General features: G+C 27.5%; 17 protein-coding genes. 16 read left to right on the top strand and 1 reads right to left on the bottom strand.

All coding sequences use genetic code 11. From position 1 onward, the window contains the following. Positions 1 to 6 precede the first annotated feature (6 nt). The 6 genes from GBZ86_RS00550 to dnaJ all read left to right on the top strand — a co-directional run bounded on the left by GBZ86_RS00550 (position 7) and on the right by dnaJ (position 6,663). A complete protein-coding gene (locus GBZ86_RS00550; RefSeq protein WP_152886727.1) occupies positions 7 to 276 on the top strand; it encodes a hypothetical protein in 270 nt (89 codons plus the stop codon). 118 nt (positions 277 to 394) lie between these two features. Then, positions 395 to 1,528: a radical SAM family heme chaperone HemW gene (hemW, locus tag GBZ86_RS00545; RefSeq protein WP_152886725.1), complete on the top strand. Its 1,134-nt coding sequence runs from the start codon at positions 395 to 397 to the stop codon at positions 1,526 to 1,528. Between the two features lie 270 nt (positions 1,529 to 1,798). Then, positions 1,799 to 2,818, top strand: a complete 1,020-nt coding sequence (hrcA, locus tag GBZ86_RS00540) for a heat-inducible transcriptional repressor HrcA (RefSeq protein WP_327443384.1) — start codon at positions 1,799 to 1,801, stop codon at positions 2,816 to 2,818. Positions 2,819 to 2,843: 25 nt separating this feature from the next. After that, entirely contained in the window at positions 2,844 to 3,467 is a 624-nt protein-coding gene (gene grpE, locus GBZ86_RS00535; RefSeq protein WP_327443382.1) for a nucleotide exchange factor GrpE, read from the top strand. A 77-nt stretch (positions 3,468 to 3,544) separates the two neighbouring features. After that, positions 3,545 to 5,398, top strand: a complete 1,854-nt coding sequence (gene dnaK / locus GBZ86_RS00530) for a molecular chaperone DnaK (RefSeq protein ID WP_152886723.1) — start codon at positions 3,545 to 3,547, stop codon at positions 5,396 to 5,398. Between the two features lie 116 nt (positions 5,399 to 5,514). Next, positions 5,515 to 6,663, top strand: coding sequence for a molecular chaperone DnaJ (gene dnaJ, locus GBZ86_RS00525; RefSeq protein WP_327443379.1), 1,149 nt, complete (start codon positions 5,515 to 5,517; stop codon positions 6,661 to 6,663). A gap of 78 nt (positions 6,664 to 6,741) precedes the next feature. Here the strand turns inward: dnaJ and GBZ86_RS00520 are convergent, their stop codons facing one another. Then, positions 6,742 to 7,509, bottom strand: coding sequence for a histidinol phosphate phosphatase (locus GBZ86_RS00520; protein ID WP_152886721.1), 768 nt, complete (start codon positions 7,507 to 7,509; stop codon positions 6,742 to 6,744). A 206-nt stretch (positions 7,510 to 7,715) separates the two neighbouring features. Here GBZ86_RS00520 and prmA point away from each other — a divergent pair, with 206 nt between their 5' ends. From prmA to GBZ86_RS00470, 10 genes are all read left to right on the top strand, one after another. Next, positions 7,716 to 8,657, top strand: a complete 942-nt coding sequence (prmA, locus tag GBZ86_RS00515) for a 50S ribosomal protein L11 methyltransferase (RefSeq protein WP_152886719.1) — start codon at positions 7,716 to 7,718, stop codon at positions 8,655 to 8,657. A gap of 26 nt (positions 8,658 to 8,683) precedes the next feature. Next, positions 8,684 to 9,433, top strand: coding sequence for a 16S rRNA (uracil(1498)-N(3))-methyltransferase (locus tag GBZ86_RS00510; RefSeq protein ID WP_152886717.1), 750 nt, complete (start codon positions 8,684 to 8,686; stop codon positions 9,431 to 9,433). Continuing rightward, complete coding sequence (gene mtaB, locus GBZ86_RS00505) at positions 9,433 to 10,737, top strand: tRNA (N(6)-L-threonylcarbamoyladenosine(37)-C(2))-methylthiotransferase MtaB (protein WP_152886715.1); 1,305 nt, start codon at positions 9,433 to 9,435, stop codon at positions 10,735 to 10,737. Before GBZ86_RS00510 ends, mtaB begins: the two co-directional genes overlap by 1 nt. Positions 10,738 to 10,816: 79 nt before the next feature. Further along, positions 10,817 to 11,161 (top strand): histidine triad nucleotide-binding protein, encoded by a 345-nt coding sequence (locus GBZ86_RS00500; protein ID WP_152886713.1) that lies wholly within the window; start codon positions 10,817 to 10,819, stop codon positions 11,159 to 11,161. Positions 11,162 to 11,290: 129 nt separating this feature from the next. Beyond that, a complete protein-coding gene (gene rpsU, locus GBZ86_RS00495) occupies positions 11,291 to 11,467 on the top strand; it encodes a 30S ribosomal protein S21 (protein ID WP_055259333.1) in 177 nt (58 codons plus the stop codon). Positions 11,468 to 11,993: 526 nt separating this feature from the next. Beyond that, on the top strand, positions 11,994 to 12,278 hold the full coding sequence (yqfC, locus tag GBZ86_RS00490) for a sporulation protein YqfC (protein WP_152886712.1): 285 nt from the start codon (positions 11,994 to 11,996) through the stop codon (positions 12,276 to 12,278). Beyond that, positions 12,279 to 13,409, top strand: a complete 1,131-nt coding sequence (yqfD, locus tag GBZ86_RS00485; protein WP_152886710.1) for a sporulation protein YqfD — start codon at positions 12,279 to 12,281, stop codon at positions 13,407 to 13,409. Between the two features lie 49 nt (positions 13,410 to 13,458). Continuing rightward, entirely contained in the window at positions 13,459 to 15,522 is a 2,064-nt protein-coding gene (locus GBZ86_RS00480; RefSeq protein ID WP_152886708.1) for an HD family phosphohydrolase, read from the top strand. A gap of 3 nt (positions 15,523 to 15,525) precedes the next feature. Further along, a complete protein-coding gene (gene ybeY / locus GBZ86_RS00475) occupies positions 15,526 to 16,032 on the top strand; it encodes an rRNA maturation RNase YbeY (protein ID WP_152886706.1) in 507 nt (168 codons plus the stop codon). 14 nt (positions 16,033 to 16,046) lie between these two features. Then, positions 16,047 to 16,745, top strand: coding sequence for a diacylglycerol kinase (locus GBZ86_RS00470; protein WP_327443361.1), 699 nt, complete (start codon positions 16,047 to 16,049; stop codon positions 16,743 to 16,745). Positions 16,746 to 16,782 lie beyond the last annotated feature (37 nt).

Genomic DNA, 16,782 nt, shown 5'->3' with positions numbered 1-16,782 from the left:
TTTAGTATGTTAAAAGCAAAATTAAGAGATTTAAAATTAAAATGTAGAAAATTTAGAAATGAGGGAAGAGCTACTGGTTTATTAAAAAGAAAAAATGGTGAAAACGTGCCTATAAGTATAAAAGGTTCAGATTTAGATAAACTTATACAAAGAGAAGGCAGAGAAGGAGTTATAGATTTGCAATTAAATGAAGAAGTTATACAAACTGAAATAATAGATTTGCAAAGACATCTTTTAGTTCATAATATAATTAATATTGATTTAAAAGAAATATAAATAAAAGCTCATGGTTTTTCCATGAGTTTTTATTTGTATGATTGTGTTAGAATAATAAAATAAGAAAGGTATGCATTACCTTTCTTCAAAAATATTTATATAAAATTTGGAGGTAAGTATGAAAAAACTATCTTTGTATATACATATTCCTTTTTGTAAGCAAAAATGCCTATATTGTGATTTTTCTTCTTATGCAGGGAAAGAATTTTTAAAAAAAGAATACATTAAATATTTATGTGAAGAAATAAAAGAAATAAAAAAATATATTCCTAATCATTATATAGAAACTATATTTATAGGTGGAGGAACACCTAGTATTTTAGACCTATCTGAATTAAATGAATTATTAAAGGCTATAAATACACTTACATTAAGCAAAGATATTGAATTTTCTATAGAATGTAATCCAGGAAGTATAACAGCTGAGAAATTAGAGTTAATGAAATTAAATGGAGTAAATAGAATAAGTATTGGATTACAAGCTATTCAAGATAATTTATTAAATAAATTAGGAAGAATTCATACATTTAATGATTTTAAAGAAAATTTTTTATTAGCAAGAAAATATGGGTTTAATAATATTAATGTAGATTTAATGTTTGGATTACCTAATCAAAAAATTGAAGATTGGGAAGAAACTTTAAATTCAATAATAAATTTATCGCCAGAACATATTTCAGCTTATAGTTTAATAATTGAAGAAAAAACTCCTTTTTATGATTTTTATGAATGTGGAAAGATTCAATTACCTAATGAAGATGAAGAAAGAGAAATGTATAATTTAACATTAAAAAAATTAAGTGAACATGGGTATAATCAATATGAAATATCTAATTTTAGTAAGAAAAATAAAGAATGTAGACATAACTTAGCTTATTGGGATTTAAAAGAATGGTTAGGTATTGGGACAGCGGCTACATCTTTTATAAATAATAAAAAAATAAAAAATGTAGAAAAAATAGAAGATTATATTGCATTAATAAAAAATAATAAGAAACCTATTGAAAGTATAGAAAAGAACAGTATTGAAAATAATATGGAAGAGTTCATGTTTATGGGGTTAAGAAAAATAGATGGTATAAGTGAAGAAGAATTTAAAAAGAGATTTAGAAAAAATATAGATGATATTTATAGAGACATTATACATAAGTTTCAAAAGGAAGAGCTATTAATAAGAGAATCAGGAAAAATATATCTTACTAAAAAAGGTATTGAATTATCTAATTTAGTTATGATGGAATTTTTATTATAAAAATATTACTTTAAAATTTCTTTAGTAATATATATTAATTTGTATTAAATAAAATAGAAGATATGATAAGAAATTATTAATTTTAAATATTATAGAAAAAATAAGAATTTAATAGTTATTTAAAGAAAAATAAAAATAAATTTGATTAATATGCTTAAATAAATAATAAAAGGCTAAAATAAAATTGACAAAAAAAAAGATAAATAATATATTAATAGTGTAGTCATTAGCACTCATAAAAAGTGAGTGCTAATAAAAGAGGTGAGATTAGTGATAGATGATAGAAAATTAAAGATTTTACAGGCTATTATTAGTGATTATATATCAACAGGAGAGCCTGTAGGTTCAAGGACTATCGCTAAAAAGTATGACCTAGGAATAAGTTCAGCAACTATCAGAAATGAAATGGCTGACTTAGAAGATATGGGATTTCTAGAACAACCTCATACTTCAGCAGGAAGAGTTCCTTCAAGTAAGGGATATAGGCTTTATGTAGACCGAATTATGGAATATGAAAGATTAAGTCCAGATGAAGAACTTATGATAAAGCAGTGTATAATAAATGGTGCTCTATATGAAGTAGATAAGATTATTAAACAAGCAAGCACTTTATTATCAGAACTTACAAAGTTAACTTGTGTTGTTAAAGCACCTTCTATAAGAATGAGCTTTATAAAGTCAATACAATTAATAATTGTAGATGATAGTAATATGTTGTGTGTACTTGTAACAGATAATGGAGTTATAAAGAATAATTTAATAAAAGTTAATAGAGCTCCAACGTTACAAGAATTAAGTAAAATAAATGCTATTACCAATAGTAGATTGAAAAATCTAACTATAGATGAAATAAATCTAGAGGTAATAAATATGCTAAAAGCTGATCTGGTAGGCTATGAAGATATATTTAATGCCTTGATACCTGCTTTGTATGAAAGTTTAAAGGTTCATGAAAAATCAGAAATGTTTATGGAAGGTACTACAAATATCTTTAATTATTCTGAGTATAATGATATAGAAAAAGCTAAAGAAATATTATCGTTATTGCACAATAAAGACAATGTTTCTAAGCTTATAAATGGAGATGAAGATATAAGTATCAAAATAGGAGATGAAAATTTTCTTCCAGAAGCAAAAGAATGTTCTGTAATTTCAGCAGGGTATTATTTAGACGGAAAGCCTTTAGGATCTATAGCATTGATAGGACCTAGAAGAATTAACTATTCAAAAGTTATTAGCTTAATGAATGGTGTTATGAAAGAACTTAATGAAATTTTAAATAATAGATAAAAATAGAAAAGAGGTGTTAGTTTAAGTGATTAATGATAATGAAAAAGATAAAGATTTAAATGAAAATATACAAGAAAATGATGATACAGTTGAAACTGTAGAAGAAAATGCCGAAATCACTTCTGACGATACAGACAAGGAGGAAAATCAAGAGGAAAAAGTTCTTGATTTTGAAGAGTTAAAAGCTTTAAAGGAAGAAAATATGTTGTTTAAAAATAAAACAAAAAAATTAGAAAATGAATTAGAAGCTTTAAAAGATAGATTATTAAGAATTAATGCAGAATATGAAAATTATAGAAAAAGAACAGATAAAGAAAAAGAAAGAATTTATACTGATGCTTGTGAAGATGTTTTAACGAAAATTCTTCCAGTATTAGATAATTTAGAAAGAGCAGTAGCGGTAGATGGTACTGTTGATGATCTTAAAAAAGGTGTAGAAATGACTGTAAGACAGTTTCAAAATGCACTTGAAAATCTTCAAGTTGAAGAGATAGATGCAACAGGACAGTTTGATCCAAACTTACATCAACCTTTAATGCATGCTGAAGATGAAAATTATGGTGCAAATGAAATAGCTGAAGTCTTCCAAAAAGGATATAAAAGAGGAGATAAAGTTATTAGACATACCATGGTTAAAGTTGTAAATTAAAGATTAAAGATAAATTTAAGTTAAAAAGAATTTTAAATTAATAGATATAAATAATTTGAAAATAGGAGGAATTTATTATGGCTAAAATAATAGGTATAGACTTAGGAACAACAAATTCATGTGTAGCTGTTATGGAGGGAGGAGAACCAGTAGTTATAACTAACTCAGAAGGTGCTAGAACAACTCCATCAGTTGTATCATTTCAAGCTAATGGTGAAAGATTAGTAGGTCAAGTAGCTAAAAGACAAGCAATTACTAATCCAGATAAAACAATAATGTCAATAAAAAGACATATGGGAACTGATTATAAGGTGACTATAGATGGAAAAGATTATACACCTCAAGAAATATCAGCAATGATACTTCAAAAATTAAAAGCTGATGCTGAAGCTTATTTGGGAGAAAAAGTAACTCAAGCAGTTATAACAGTTCCAGCTTATTTTAATGATGCTGAAAGACAAGCAACAAAAGATGCTGGTAGAATAGCTGGACTAGAGGTATTAAGAATAATAAACGAACCTACAGCAGCTGCACTAGCTTATGGTTTAGATAAAATGGATGATACTCATAAAATATTAGTATATGACCTAGGTGGTGGTACATTTGATGTATCTATACTTGATTTAGGTGATGGAGTATTTGAAGTTGTATCAACAAATGGAGATGCTAGATTAGGTGGAGATGACTTCGACCAAAGAATTATAGATTATATAGCAAATGATTTTAAAAATCAATATGGAATAGATTTAAGACAAGATAAAATGGCTTTACAAAGATTAAAAGAAGCAGCAGAAAAAGCTAAAATTGAGTTATCTTCATCAACTCAAACAATAATAAATTTACCATTTATTACTGCTGATGCTACAGGTCCAAAGCATATTGATATGACTTTAACTAGAGCTAAGTTCAATGAAATAACTCATGATTTAGTTGAGAAGACAATATCAATAATGAAAGAAGCTATTAAACAAGGTAATGTATCAATGTCAGATGTTGATAAGATATTATTAGTTGGTGGATCAACAAGAATACCAGCAGTTCAAGAAGCTGTTAAAAACTTTACTGGAAAAGATCCTTCAAAAGGAGTTAATCCAGATGAGTGTGTAGCTATGGGAGCTGCTATACAAGCAGGAGTATTAACTGGAGATGTTAAAGATGTATTATTACTAGATGTTACTCCATTAACATTAGGAATTGAAACTTTAGGTGGAATAGCAACTCCATTAATAGAAAGAAATACAACAATACCAACAAGAAAAAGCCAAATATTCTCAACAGCTGCAGATGGTCAAACATCAGTTGAAATTCACGTAGTTCAAGGTGAAAGACAAATGGCTGCTGATAATAAAACTTTAGGAAGATTTACTTTATCAGGAATAGCCCCAGCTCCAAGAGGAATTCCACAAATAGAAGTTGTATTTGATATAGATGCTAATGGATTAGTTAAAGTTTCAGCAGCAGATAAAGCAACTGGTAAAGAGGCTAATATTACAATAACAGCTTCAACTAACCTTAGTGATGATGAAATAGATAAGGCTGTTAAAGAAGCAGAACAATTTGCAGAAGCAGATAAGAAAAGAAAAGAGTCAATAGAAGTTAAAAATAATGCAGAGCAAACTGTTTATCAAACAGAAAAAGCTTTAGAGGAACTAGGAGATAAAGTTTCTGCTGATGATAAAGCAAAAGTAGAAGAAAAACTTGCAGCAGTTAGAAGCGTAAAAGATGGAGAAGACATTGAAGCTATCAAAAAAGCTATGGATGAATTAACTCAAGAGTTCTACGCTATATCTTCTAAAGTATATCAAGAAAATGGTGGAGCACAAGCTGGTGAAGGATTCGATCCAAACAATATGGGTGGAAATGCAGAAGCTAGTGAACCACAAGATGATAATGTAGTTGATGCTGACTTTAAAGTTGAAGATGATAAATAATTTTTATATCACAACTACGGAAGGTTTGATATAATATAAAGGTATATATTAAAACATAAGGGAAGGCATCCGTCTTCCCTTTTTGTAAGTAATTTCAAGTATAGGTGGTGAAAGTAGTGTCTAAAAGAGATTATTATGAGGTGCTAGGTCTTCAAAAAGGTGCTTCAGATGATGACATAAAAAAAGCTTTTAGAAAATTGGCGTTAAAATATCACCCTGATAGAAATCCAGGTGATAAAGAGGCAGAAGAAAAATTTAAAGAGCTTAATGAAGCTTATCAGGTATTAACAGATGCAGAAAAAAAAGCTCAATATGATCAATTTGGTCACGCTGGTATGAATGGTGCCGGTGGCTTTGGTGGCGGTGGCTTTAGTGGTGGTTTTGACTTTAATGACATGGGTGGTTTTGGAGATATATTTGAAACATTCTTTGGCGGTGGCTTTGGTGGTGGTGGTTCCACTTCAAGAAGAAATGCACCTCAAAGAGGTTCAGATTTAGAATATTCTTTAAATATTAATTTTGAAGAAGCTGTATTTGGTGTTGAAAAAGAAATATCTTTAACAAGAACAGAAAATTGTGAAACTTGTAAAGGAACTGGTGCTAAACCAGGAACATCACCAAAAACATGTGCTAAATGTGGTGGTTCAGGACAAATAAGAGTAACAAGACAAACACCTTTAGGTAACTTTATGTCTACATCAACATGTGATGCTTGTGGCGGTAAAGGTAAAACTATTGAAAGTCCTTGTCCAGATTGTAAGGGAAAAGGAACGGTAAGAAAAAATAGAAAAATAACAGTTAAAATTCCAGCTGGTGTTGATACAGGAAATGTTATTCCTTTAAGAGGACAAGGAGAACATGGTGTAAATGGTGGTCCAGCAGGAGATTTATATATTAGAATAGCGGTAGCACCATCTAAGATATTCAAGAGAACTGGTTCAGATATTCATTATGAATATACAATAAGTATGGCTAAAGCTGCTTTAGGTGCTGAAATAACGGTTCCAACTGTAGATGGAAATGTTAAATACACAGTTCCAGCAGGTACTCAACCAGGAACTAAGTTTAGATTAAGAGGAAAAGGTGTTCCTAAAATTAACTCTTCAAGTAGAGGAGACCAGTATGTACATGTTAAGGTAGAAGTACCTAAACATTTAAATAAAGAACAAGAAGAAGCATTAAGAGCCTTTATGATAGCTTCAGGAGAATCAGTTAATGAAAATGAAGAAAAAGGTGGATTCAATTTCTTTAAGAAAAAGAAATAAATAAATTTACACAAATTAAATTATTGTTTTTAATTTAATAAAACCTACACTAATAAAATTTTAGTGTAGGTTTTTTCATTAAAAAAAATGAATTTGTCTTTTTTTGAAGTAGACTCCTTTTAAGTTTAATGATTCTATCATATCTGTAGCTATTTTGAAATTATCACAAATTCTGTCATTAGAATGAGAATCGGAACCTAAAGTTACATATTTTCCTCCTAAATCTTTATATAGTTTATACACTTCTATAAGAGATGTTCTTGAAGATTTTTTTGAAAGCCTTTTTGTATTTAGTTCCATTACTTTTTCTTTTTGAATTAAGGTTTTTATTATTTCACTTAAAACTTCTTTATGAATATTTAGGTTTATTTCAGCACCATTAAAAGGTGCATATCTGTATAGATAATCAATATGTCCTAAGGAATCAAAATTATTATGAGTTTGTACACATTTTAACATGTATTTAAAATAAGTTTGAAAAAATTGTTTTTCATCCATTTCTAATTTTATATAATCTTTAAAAATATCTATATCATTTACACTATGAATTGATCCAATTATATAATCAAAAGAATAACTATCCATTAATTTTTCATTTTCCTTTAAAGTTGAAAGAGAAAGTCCAGTCTCTATACCAAGTAAAGTTTTTTCGTTTCTATATTTTTCATATGTAGCAAAATATTTAGGTAAGTTACAACGAAACTCTGTTGGTACAGGGTAATTAAGGTCAAGATGTTCTGTAATTATAAGACCAATATTATTTTTTTTAGCTATTTTTATAGCATCTTCAATTTTCATTTTACTATCGCTTGAAAATTCAGTATGAATATGAGAATCAAAAATCATAATTACCTCCAAATTTATTTTTTTATTTAAGTATTATAACATTATTTTATTATATACTTTTTAAGTTTTGGTTATTTTAAGTAAATATATATATTAATTACAGTATAAAAATACTTGTAAATATGTCAATAATCATAGACATATATAATGTCAAAGTGTAAAATATATTATTAGTCAAAGTAGATAAAGAAAGGATTGATATATAAATGGACGGAATTTGGATTGAGGTTAGAGTTATAACAAAAAGTGAAGCTTTAGAGGCTGTATCAGGAATATTTTATACATTAGATTGTAAAGGTGTAGCTATAGAAGACCCAAATGATATTTTAGGAAGAGAAACAGGACCATTAACTTGGGATTTTGCAGATATAAATATATTAGAGCATAAAGGAAATGCGGCTGTAGTTAGAGGATATTTCTCAGAAGAAGATAATATAGAAGAAATTTTAACTTATGTAAATGAAAAAATGGAAGAGTTAAAAAAGTGTGGTTTAAATGTTGGTGAAGCTAAGGTAGAAGCTGAAAAAATGTATGAGCAAGATTGGGCTAACAATTGGAAGAAGTATTATAAGCCAATTAAAATAGGTGAAAGAATAGTTATTAAACCAATTTGGGAAGAATATGAAGTTAAAGGAAATGATTTAATAGTAGAACTTGATCCAGGAATGGCTTTTGGTACTGGTGACCATGAAACTACTAGTATGTGTATTAAAGCATTAGAGAAATATGTAAAACCAGAGACAACTGTATTTGATATAGGAACTGGTTCAGGAATACTTGCTATAGTTGCATCAAAACTTAAAGCTAAGCATGTGGTAGGAGTAGATTTAGACCCAGTGGCTGTAGATGCTGCAAAAGAAAATATAAGCTTTAACGATATAAGTAATATAGAGGTTCTTTATGGAAATCTTTTAGATGTAGTGGAAGGAAATGCAGATATAGTTGTAGCTAATATACTTGCAGAAGTAGTTTGTATATTAGTAGATGATGTTAAGAAGATTTTAAATAAAGATGGTATATTCATAACTTCAGGAATAATACATGATAGAAGACAAATGGTTATAGATAAGCTAGAGCAAGAAGGTTTTGAAGTAATGGAAGTTAACATAGATGGAGAATGGAATTGCATTGTGGCTAAGTTAAAATAATTTAGTTTTTCAAGGAGAGATTGTGTATGCATAAATTTTTTACATCTTGTGAAATGTTTACAGAAACACACGCTATTATAGTAGGTGAGGATGTAAAGCACATTTACAAGGTTTTAAGAGTTACCAAGGGTGAAAAGGTGGCTATAAATAATCTTCAAGGAGAAGAGTTTCTAGGAGAAGTAGAAGAAGTAAATAAGCAACAGGTTACTATAAAATTATTAGAGAAATTAAATATAAACAATGAAAGTAATATACATATAACATTATTTCAAGGACTACCAAAGGCAGCAAAAATGGATTTGATAGTACAGAAATGTGTTGAATTAGGAGTGAACGAAATAGTTCCAACCATTACAGATAGAGTAGATATAAAACTTAAAGGTGAATTTAAAAAATTAGATAGATTAAATAAAATATCTTTAGAAGCTTGTAAGCAAAGCAAGAGAAGTCAAATCCCTAAGGTATTAACACCAATAGATTTTAAAGATGCTTTAGAACTTATGAAAAATATGGATTTAATAGTTATTCCATATGAAAATGCAACAGGTTATGGAGTAAAATCCATGATTAAATCTATAGATATTTCTAATATTAAAAATATTGGTATTATGGTGGGACCAGAAGGTGGTTTTGAAGAAAATGAAATAGAATATTTAAAGCACATAGGAGCTCATATTGTTACATTAGGTCCAAGAATTTTAAGGACTGAAACAGCGGGATTTACTTGTATTGCCCTTTTACAATATGAACTTGGTGATGTAGGAGGGAAATTTTAATGAAGGTTGCATTTGCCACATTAGGTTGTAGAGTTAATACATATGAATCAGAAGCAATGATGGAGAAATTCACTAGAGAAGGATATGGAGTAGTAGATTTTAATGAAGTTGCGGATGTTTATGTAATTAATACATGTAGTGTTACTAACATGGGAGATAAAAAATCTAGACAAATAATAGGGAGAGCTAGAAGATTAAATCCAGATGCTATAATTGCTGCTGTTGGTTGTTATGCACAAATAGCACCTAAAGAAGTAGGGGCTATTGAGGGAGTTAATGTTGTTTTAGGAAGTAGAAATAAGGGAGAAATAGTTTATTATGTAAATAAAGCTAGAGATGAAAAAAAACAACAAATAAAAGTTGCTGCTGTATTAAAAAATAAAGTTTTTGAAGACTTAAATATAGAAAATTATAATGATAAGACAAGAGCTTTCTTAAAAATTCAAGATGGATGCAATAGATTTTGTGCATATTGTTTAATTCCTTATACAAGAGGTTCAGTATGTTCAAAAGACCCAGATAAGGTTTTAAATGAAATTAGAAGTTTAGCACAACATGGGTTTAAAGAAATAATATTATCAGGTATTCATACTGCTTCTTATGGTGTTGAATTAGATAAAAAAGTTACATTAATAGATTTATTAGAAGAAATAGAGAAAATTGATGGTATTGAAAGAGTTAGAATAGGTTCTATAGACCCAACGTTCTTTACAGAGGGGATAGTTGAAAGAATGTTAGCTCTTAAAAAGTTATGTCCTCATTTTCATCTTTCTCTTCAAAGTGGTTGTAATGAGACATTAAAGAGAATGAACAGAAGGTATACAGCTAAAGATTATGAAGATATAGTAAATCTTTTAAGAGAAAATATAGAAAATGTTTCAATAACTACAGATGTAATTGTTGGATTTCCAGGAGAATCAGAAGAAGAATTTAATAAAACATATGAATTTTTAGAAAGAATCAAATTAACAAAAATGCATATATTTAAATTTAGTCCTAGAACAGGTACTAGAGCAGCAAATATGGAAAATCAAGTAGATGGTAATATTAAAGAACAAAGAAGTAAAAAGCTTATAGAATTAAATACTGATAATGAAGAAAAGTTTTCTAAAGCTTATTTAGGAAAAACAATGGAAGTTTTATTTGAAGAAGAAGTAGCTAAGAAACCAGGTGTTTATGGTGGATATACTTCAAATTACATAAGAGTAGAAGCAAATTCAAATTGTAATATCTCAGGAAAAATATTAAAGGTTAAGATTTATTCATTTAGTGGAGACATGGCAGAAGGTGAAATAGTTATATAAAACTTAAATTAATATAAAAAGTTCTCTTATTATTATAATTTAAATAATATATAATATAAGAGAATGGGAGGTGAATTTTATGTCAGAGTGTATTTTCTGTAAAATAGGAAAAGGGCAAATTCCAAGCAAAAAGGTTTATGAAGATGATAAAGTTATAGCTTTTCATGATATAAATCCAGAAGCTCCAGTCCATGTACTTGTAATTCCAAAAGAACATATTGAAAGTGTAAACATGATTGATGAAAATAATAGTAAAATTATAGCACATATTTTTGTTGCTATTAATAAAATAGTAAAGGAATTAAATATTCAAGAAAGTGGATATAGGGTAGTTACTAATTGTGGGCAAGACGGAGGTCAAACAGTAGGTCATATTCATTTTCATGTATTAGGTGGAAGAAATCTACAATGGCCACCAGGCTAAATATAAAAAATATTAATGTTAACTTCTTGACAGTATCAAATACATTATTGTATAATATAGCGTGTGTTATTTAGGCCCACAGCTGTGAATTACATTAATAATTTACGCTAGCGGAGGGAGGGATAAAGAATGTCAGAAATCAGAGTAAGAGAAAATGAATCATTAGAGCAAGCATTAAGAAGATTTAAGAGACAATGCGCTAGAGCTGGAGTTCTTTCAGAAGTAAGAAAAAGAGAACACTATGAAAAGCCAAGCGTAAAGAGAAAGAAAAAGTCAGAAGCTGCTAGAAAGAGAAAATTCAAGTAGTTTAAATTGAATTTCTTTTGAAAGAAGGTATTATGTTTAATACCCTGGATTAAAGAAATACTTCAAGGGGCTATAGGTGAACTTATTAAGTAATACCTAGTCTGCAATACTTTTAGTTTTAAAAACTGATAGTGTTAAGCTTGAGGATGAATAGGTTATATAAATCTTAGCAAAGAAATCAAGCAAAGCCAATAACTATGCTTGAGTTCCAAAAGGGAAATAAACAGATTTAAAATAAATCCTGTTGAAATTACCTTCCTCAGCAGTTAAGTGAAGATAAAATTAGAAAATTTATAAACCAAACAGCTGTAGAAGTGGGAACTAAGTGGCATTAAAAGTTTTATTTAAAGTAAGACTTATGAATCAAATAGTTAAAAAGTTTTTAAATAAACAAAGAGTTCGTATTTGCGAACTCTTTTTTTATTTAAGAATTTTTTATAAATTACAACAATTAATAAAATTAGAATAAAACACCTTAATTTTTCATAGATTACAATGAAAAATATTTTTATGGGAGTGAGGTATTATGGAGCAGAAATTGAACAATTTAAAGTTGACAGTAGCAGAAGGTATGGATTTTCCTAAGGAAATAGTAGCTGGAATTCCTAGTGTAACAGTAGTTGGTCAGTGTGAAGTAATTATTGAAAATCATAAAGGCATTTTATCTTTTGAAGATGAGTTTATGAAAATTAATACAAAATTAGGAGTTTTAAATATTAAGGGTGAAAATTTAGAAATTATTTTTATTGGAGGAAATACAATAACAGTTGGAGGAAAATTTAAAGGTCTTAGTTATGGGGAGGATCTATAGATGAACTTTAATTTTTTAAAATCTGGTATTGTTGAAGTGCAAGTTATAGTTTTTAATAGAGAACAATTACTTAATGCTTTATGGAATAGAGGGATAAAGATACATAATGTAAAGAAAAAAGATGTATCCACCCTTATAATGACTATAGATTATATAAACTATAAAGAGGTTAAAGATGTTGTAAAAAGATTAAATGGAAAAATAAATATAGTTTCAAAAAAAGGTATGATATTTTTTGTTAAGGGATTAAAAACAAAAATAGGAATATTAATAGGCATAGTATTATTTATAATAATTTTAGGGTATTTATCCACGTTTGTTTGGAGAATAGATATAGATACAAAAAGATACTTAGCCCCATTTGAAGTAAGAGAAGAACTAAAAAATATGGGTGTTAAGCCTGGAATAAATAAAAATAAGTTGAATGTATATGAGTTAGAGAAAAAGCTTGAAGATAGTAATGGCAATATAATGTGGGTTAATGCTAGAATAGAAGGATCTACACTAAAAATTAAAATAGAAGAAAAAATAACACCTCCTATGAGACAAAATAATGAAACTGTTAAGAATGTATTAGCATCTATGGATGGGGAAGTAAAGAGAATATATACTACCGCTGGAACTGCAATTGTTAAACCAGGAGATATGATTAAAAGAGGAGATGTTTTAATTGAGCCACATCAAGGTAAAGAAGGATTGGAATATGAAACAAAGGCAATAGGCAAGGTGATAGCTAATACATTTTATGAAAAAACTTTAGATATTCAAGTAGAAGGCAATGTAGAAGAGCGTACTGGAAATATAGAGGAAGAAATATATATTGAAATTTGTGGGAAGAAAATTTATCTAAAAAAGCCTACTAAAGTATTTGAGAGTTATGATAAAATAGAGAGAAGCAATAAGTTTATTCATAAAAATATTTATTATGAAAAAACAAATAAAGAATTAAAAAATAGCAAAGATGAAATTATAAATAAAACTGTAGAATTATTAAATGAAGAAGTTTTAAAAGAAGTTACTAAACAAGCACGGGTTGTAGATAAAATAATTTCTACTGAAAATTTAGGTGACGGTAAAATAAGGCTTAAGGTAATGTTTGTTATAGAGCAAGATATTGCAATAAATTACTAATAAAATTTAAATATAGTTATACAATAAGAAGAGAAAGTGAGAGTGAATTATGAGAAAAATACTTAAAACAGTATCTGGAATGATAGCTGATTATAGAACTATTATATTGTATATTATAACCTTTATTATTATATATACTACATTAGCTACAGCATTAGTCACTAAAAAGTATGATTTAAGTGTTGGAGATATTCCTAAAATAGATATTAAAGCCCAAAGAGAAATAATAGATGAATCAGCTACTGAAGCAAGAAAAAAAGAAGCTATAGATAAAGTCGATAAACAATATTCTTTAAAAACAGATGTAGAGAAACAAAGTTTAGACTCTATAAAAATATTTTTTAATAAATTATTAGAAATTAACGGAAAAGAAATTCCTTTAGAGGATAAAATAAAATTATTGATAAATGAAAATAGTTTTAAGTTAACAGATAATGAGTTAGGTGTATTATTATCTTTAAATAAAGATGAAATTACTAAAACAGAACAAATATTAAATGATGCAATTACAAAGGCTTATGAAAATCCAATAGAAGAACAAAAGGAACAAGAGCTAGAAAAGGCAAGACGTATTGCTTTAGATGTAATATATAATAGTTCTATTAACAATAATGTTAAAGAAATATTGAATAAAATAAGTTTTATTTTAATAAAGTCAAACTTTTTTTATGATAAAGAAAAAACAGATGAACTAGTTAAAGAAACATTAAAAAATATTTCACCTATAGTAATAAAGAAAAATCAAATAATTGTAAAAGAAGGAGAGCCAGTTACAGCTCATCAGTTGCAATTATTAAATTCTTTAGGCTTATTAAATGAATCTAAATTTAATTTGTACATTTATGTATCTTTAGCCGTAGTAGTTTTTTTAGTTCTTTATTTACAATATTGGTATTTATATAAAAATTATAAGCGTGTTTATTATGATTTTCCAAAACTTATTATGATAAGTTTAGTTAATATTATGGCTATAATATTATCTAGAGTATTTAGTTCAATATCATTTTTTTTAATACCAGTAATATGTTCACCTATATTATTAACTTTATTATTAAATTATAAGCTTTCTTTAATTTTTAGTATTTTAAATTTAATATTAATAGCTGGAGTAGTTGGATTTAATCCTAATATAATAGCTGTTTCTCTTGTTAGTATAATATTAAGTGCAACATCTTTAAAAAAAATGCAACAGAGAAATGATATATTATATTTGTCTATAGGAGTAGCAGCAATAAGTTCAATATTATGCTTAGGAATATCTACATTATCCACTAATAATTTTGTAGAGGTTTTAGTTGATAGTTTGTTTGTTGCTGGAGGAGCTATATTAGGTGGTGTATTAGCTATAGGTGTTTTACCATTTTTTGAATCAACTTTTGATGTAGTAACTACAGTAAAATTATTAGAATTATCTAACCCTAATCATCCATTATTAAAAAAATTATTAATGGAGGCACCAGGAACATATCATCACAGTGTACTTGTAGCAAATTTGGCAGAATTAGCTACAGAAGAAATAGGAGGAAATCCTTTATTAGCCAGAATAGGAGCTTTTTATCATGATGTAGGGAAAACTAAAAGACCTTATTTTTTTAGAGAAAATCAAATTGGCAAAGAAAATCCACATGATAAAATAAATCCTAAATTAAGCGCACATATAATTATTTCTCATGTAAAGGATGGGTTAGAACTTGCTAAGGAATATAATGTGCCAAAAGTTATAAGTGATTTTATAGCTAGTCATCATGGAGATACTTTAGTTAAATATTTTTATTTAACAGTTAAAAATAATGCTAAAAATCCAGAGGATGTTAAAGAGGAAGATTTTAAATATAGTGGACCTAAACCAGAAAGTAAGGAACAGGGTGTGTTAATGCTTGCAGATTCAGTTGAGGCAGCTGTTAGATCTATAAATGATCCTTCTAAGGAAAAGATAAATGAAATGGTAAATAATATAATTAAAGATAAACTTAATTCAGGTCAATTAGATAATTGTGAATTAACATTAAAGGATATTGATAAAATAAAGAAATGTTTTTTAAAAGCTTTACATGGAATATATCATGAAAGAATAGAGTATCCAACAGAAAATATAAAAAAGGAGAATAAATAGTTAATGATATTATTAAACAATAGACAAAATAAATTTAATTTAGATAAAAACTTTTCAAATAAATTAATAGAAGTAATAGAGTTTGTTTTAGCTGAAGAAAAGGTGAAAGAAGCTTGCCAAATATCTTTAGTATTTGTTGATAATGAAGAAATAAAGACTATTAATAAAGAATGTAGAAATATAGATAAAGCAACAGATGTTTTATCATTCCCTATGATTGATTATCCACAAGGTAAAGTTTATAAAGAAGTCTATTTAAATCATATTTTTAATGAAACATATTTTGATGAAAATGAATTAGTACTAGGAGATATAGTTTTATCATTAGAAAGAGCAAAGGAGCAAAGTGAAGAATATAATCATTCTTTTATTAGAGAAAGTTGTTATTTAGTAACTCATTCTGTGCTTCATCTTTTAGGTTATGATCATATGAAAGAAGAAGAAAAATTAATTATGAGAAAAAGAGAGGAAGAGATTTTAACTAGATTAAACATAACAAGAAATAACTAAAAGAAGGTGTGAGTGTGAGAGTTAGAAAGTTAATTGATAGCTTTAATTATGCAATTCAAGGATTAATATACACTTTAAGAACCCAGCGAAATATGAGAATACATTTTGTAGTAGCACTATGTATTCTAACAGCTTGTTTCGTATATGATATTAGTAAATTAGAATTTATAATTTTAGCAATAACAATAACTATGGTCATTGCAGCAGAGCTAATTAATACAGCTATAGAAAGTGCTATAGATTTAACTACTAATTACTATCATCCTTTAGCTAAAATTGCTAAAAATACTGCTGCTGGAGCTGTACTTGTAACAGCTATAAATGCTATATTAGTAGGATATCTAATATTTTGGGATAAACTTACACAGATAACTTACAGAGTTATGGATAAAATTAAAGAAACAGATCCGTATATAATATTTATAGTATTAGTTATAATATGTTTATTGACAATTATATTAAAAGCATATTTTGGAGAAGGCACTCCTTTAAAGGGTGGAATGCCATCAGGACATAGTGCAATAGCATTTTCTTTAGCTACAGCAATTTCTTTAATTAATTCTTCTCATATAGTTATAATATTAAGTTATTTAATGGCTTTAATAACAGCACAAAGTAGGGTGGATTCAGAAGTTCATAGCATATGGGAAGTTATTGCTGGAGCCATTTTTGGAACATTAATGACAATTTTAATATTTAAAATATTTAGTTAAATATAATTTAAAAATAGTGATATAATTGATATAAGAT

Origin of the sequence: Clostridium tarantellae (assembly GCF_009295725.1) — a bacterium.
Taxonomy (GTDB): domain Bacteria; phylum Bacillota; class Clostridia; order Clostridiales; family Clostridiaceae; genus Sarcina; species Sarcina tarantellae.
This window is presented reverse-complemented; position numbering and strand designations above follow the sequence as displayed.

What these genes read in the sequence shown, in the direction of transcription:
- GBZ86_RS00550 (WP_152886727.1), top strand. Translation starts at nt 7, where the DNA reads ATGTTAAAAGCAAAATTAAGAGATTTAAAATTAAAATGTAGAAAATTT.
- hemW (WP_152886725.1), top strand. Translation starts at nt 395, where the DNA reads ATGAAAAAACTATCTTTGTATATACATATTCCTTTTTGTAAGCAAAAA.
- dnaK (WP_152886723.1), top strand. Translation starts at nt 3,545, where the DNA reads ATGGCTAAAATAATAGGTATAGACTTAGGAACAACAAATTCATGTGTA.
- GBZ86_RS00520 (WP_152886721.1), bottom strand. Translation starts at nt 7,509, where the DNA reads ATGATTTTTGATTCTCATATTCATACTGAATTTTCAAGCGATAGTAAA.
- prmA (WP_152886719.1), top strand. Translation starts at nt 7,716, where the DNA reads ATGGACGGAATTTGGATTGAGGTTAGAGTTATAACAAAAAGTGAAGCT.
- GBZ86_RS00510 (WP_152886717.1), top strand. Translation starts at nt 8,684, where the DNA reads ATGCATAAATTTTTTACATCTTGTGAAATGTTTACAGAAACACACGCT.
- mtaB (WP_152886715.1), top strand. Translation starts at nt 9,433, where the DNA reads ATGAAGGTTGCATTTGCCACATTAGGTTGTAGAGTTAATACATATGAA.
- GBZ86_RS00500 (WP_152886713.1), top strand. Translation starts at nt 10,817, where the DNA reads ATGTCAGAGTGTATTTTCTGTAAAATAGGAAAAGGGCAAATTCCAAGC.
- rpsU (WP_055259333.1), top strand. Translation starts at nt 11,291, where the DNA reads ATGTCAGAAATCAGAGTAAGAGAAAATGAATCATTAGAGCAAGCATTA.
- yqfC (WP_152886712.1), top strand. Translation starts at nt 11,994, where the DNA reads ATGGAGCAGAAATTGAACAATTTAAAGTTGACAGTAGCAGAAGGTATG.
- yqfD (WP_152886710.1), top strand. Translation starts at nt 12,279, where the DNA reads ATGAACTTTAATTTTTTAAAATCTGGTATTGTTGAAGTGCAAGTTATA.
- GBZ86_RS00480 (WP_152886708.1), top strand. Translation starts at nt 13,459, where the DNA reads ATGAGAAAAATACTTAAAACAGTATCTGGAATGATAGCTGATTATAGA.
- ybeY (WP_152886706.1), top strand. Translation starts at nt 15,526, where the DNA reads ATGATATTATTAAACAATAGACAAAATAAATTTAATTTAGATAAAAAC.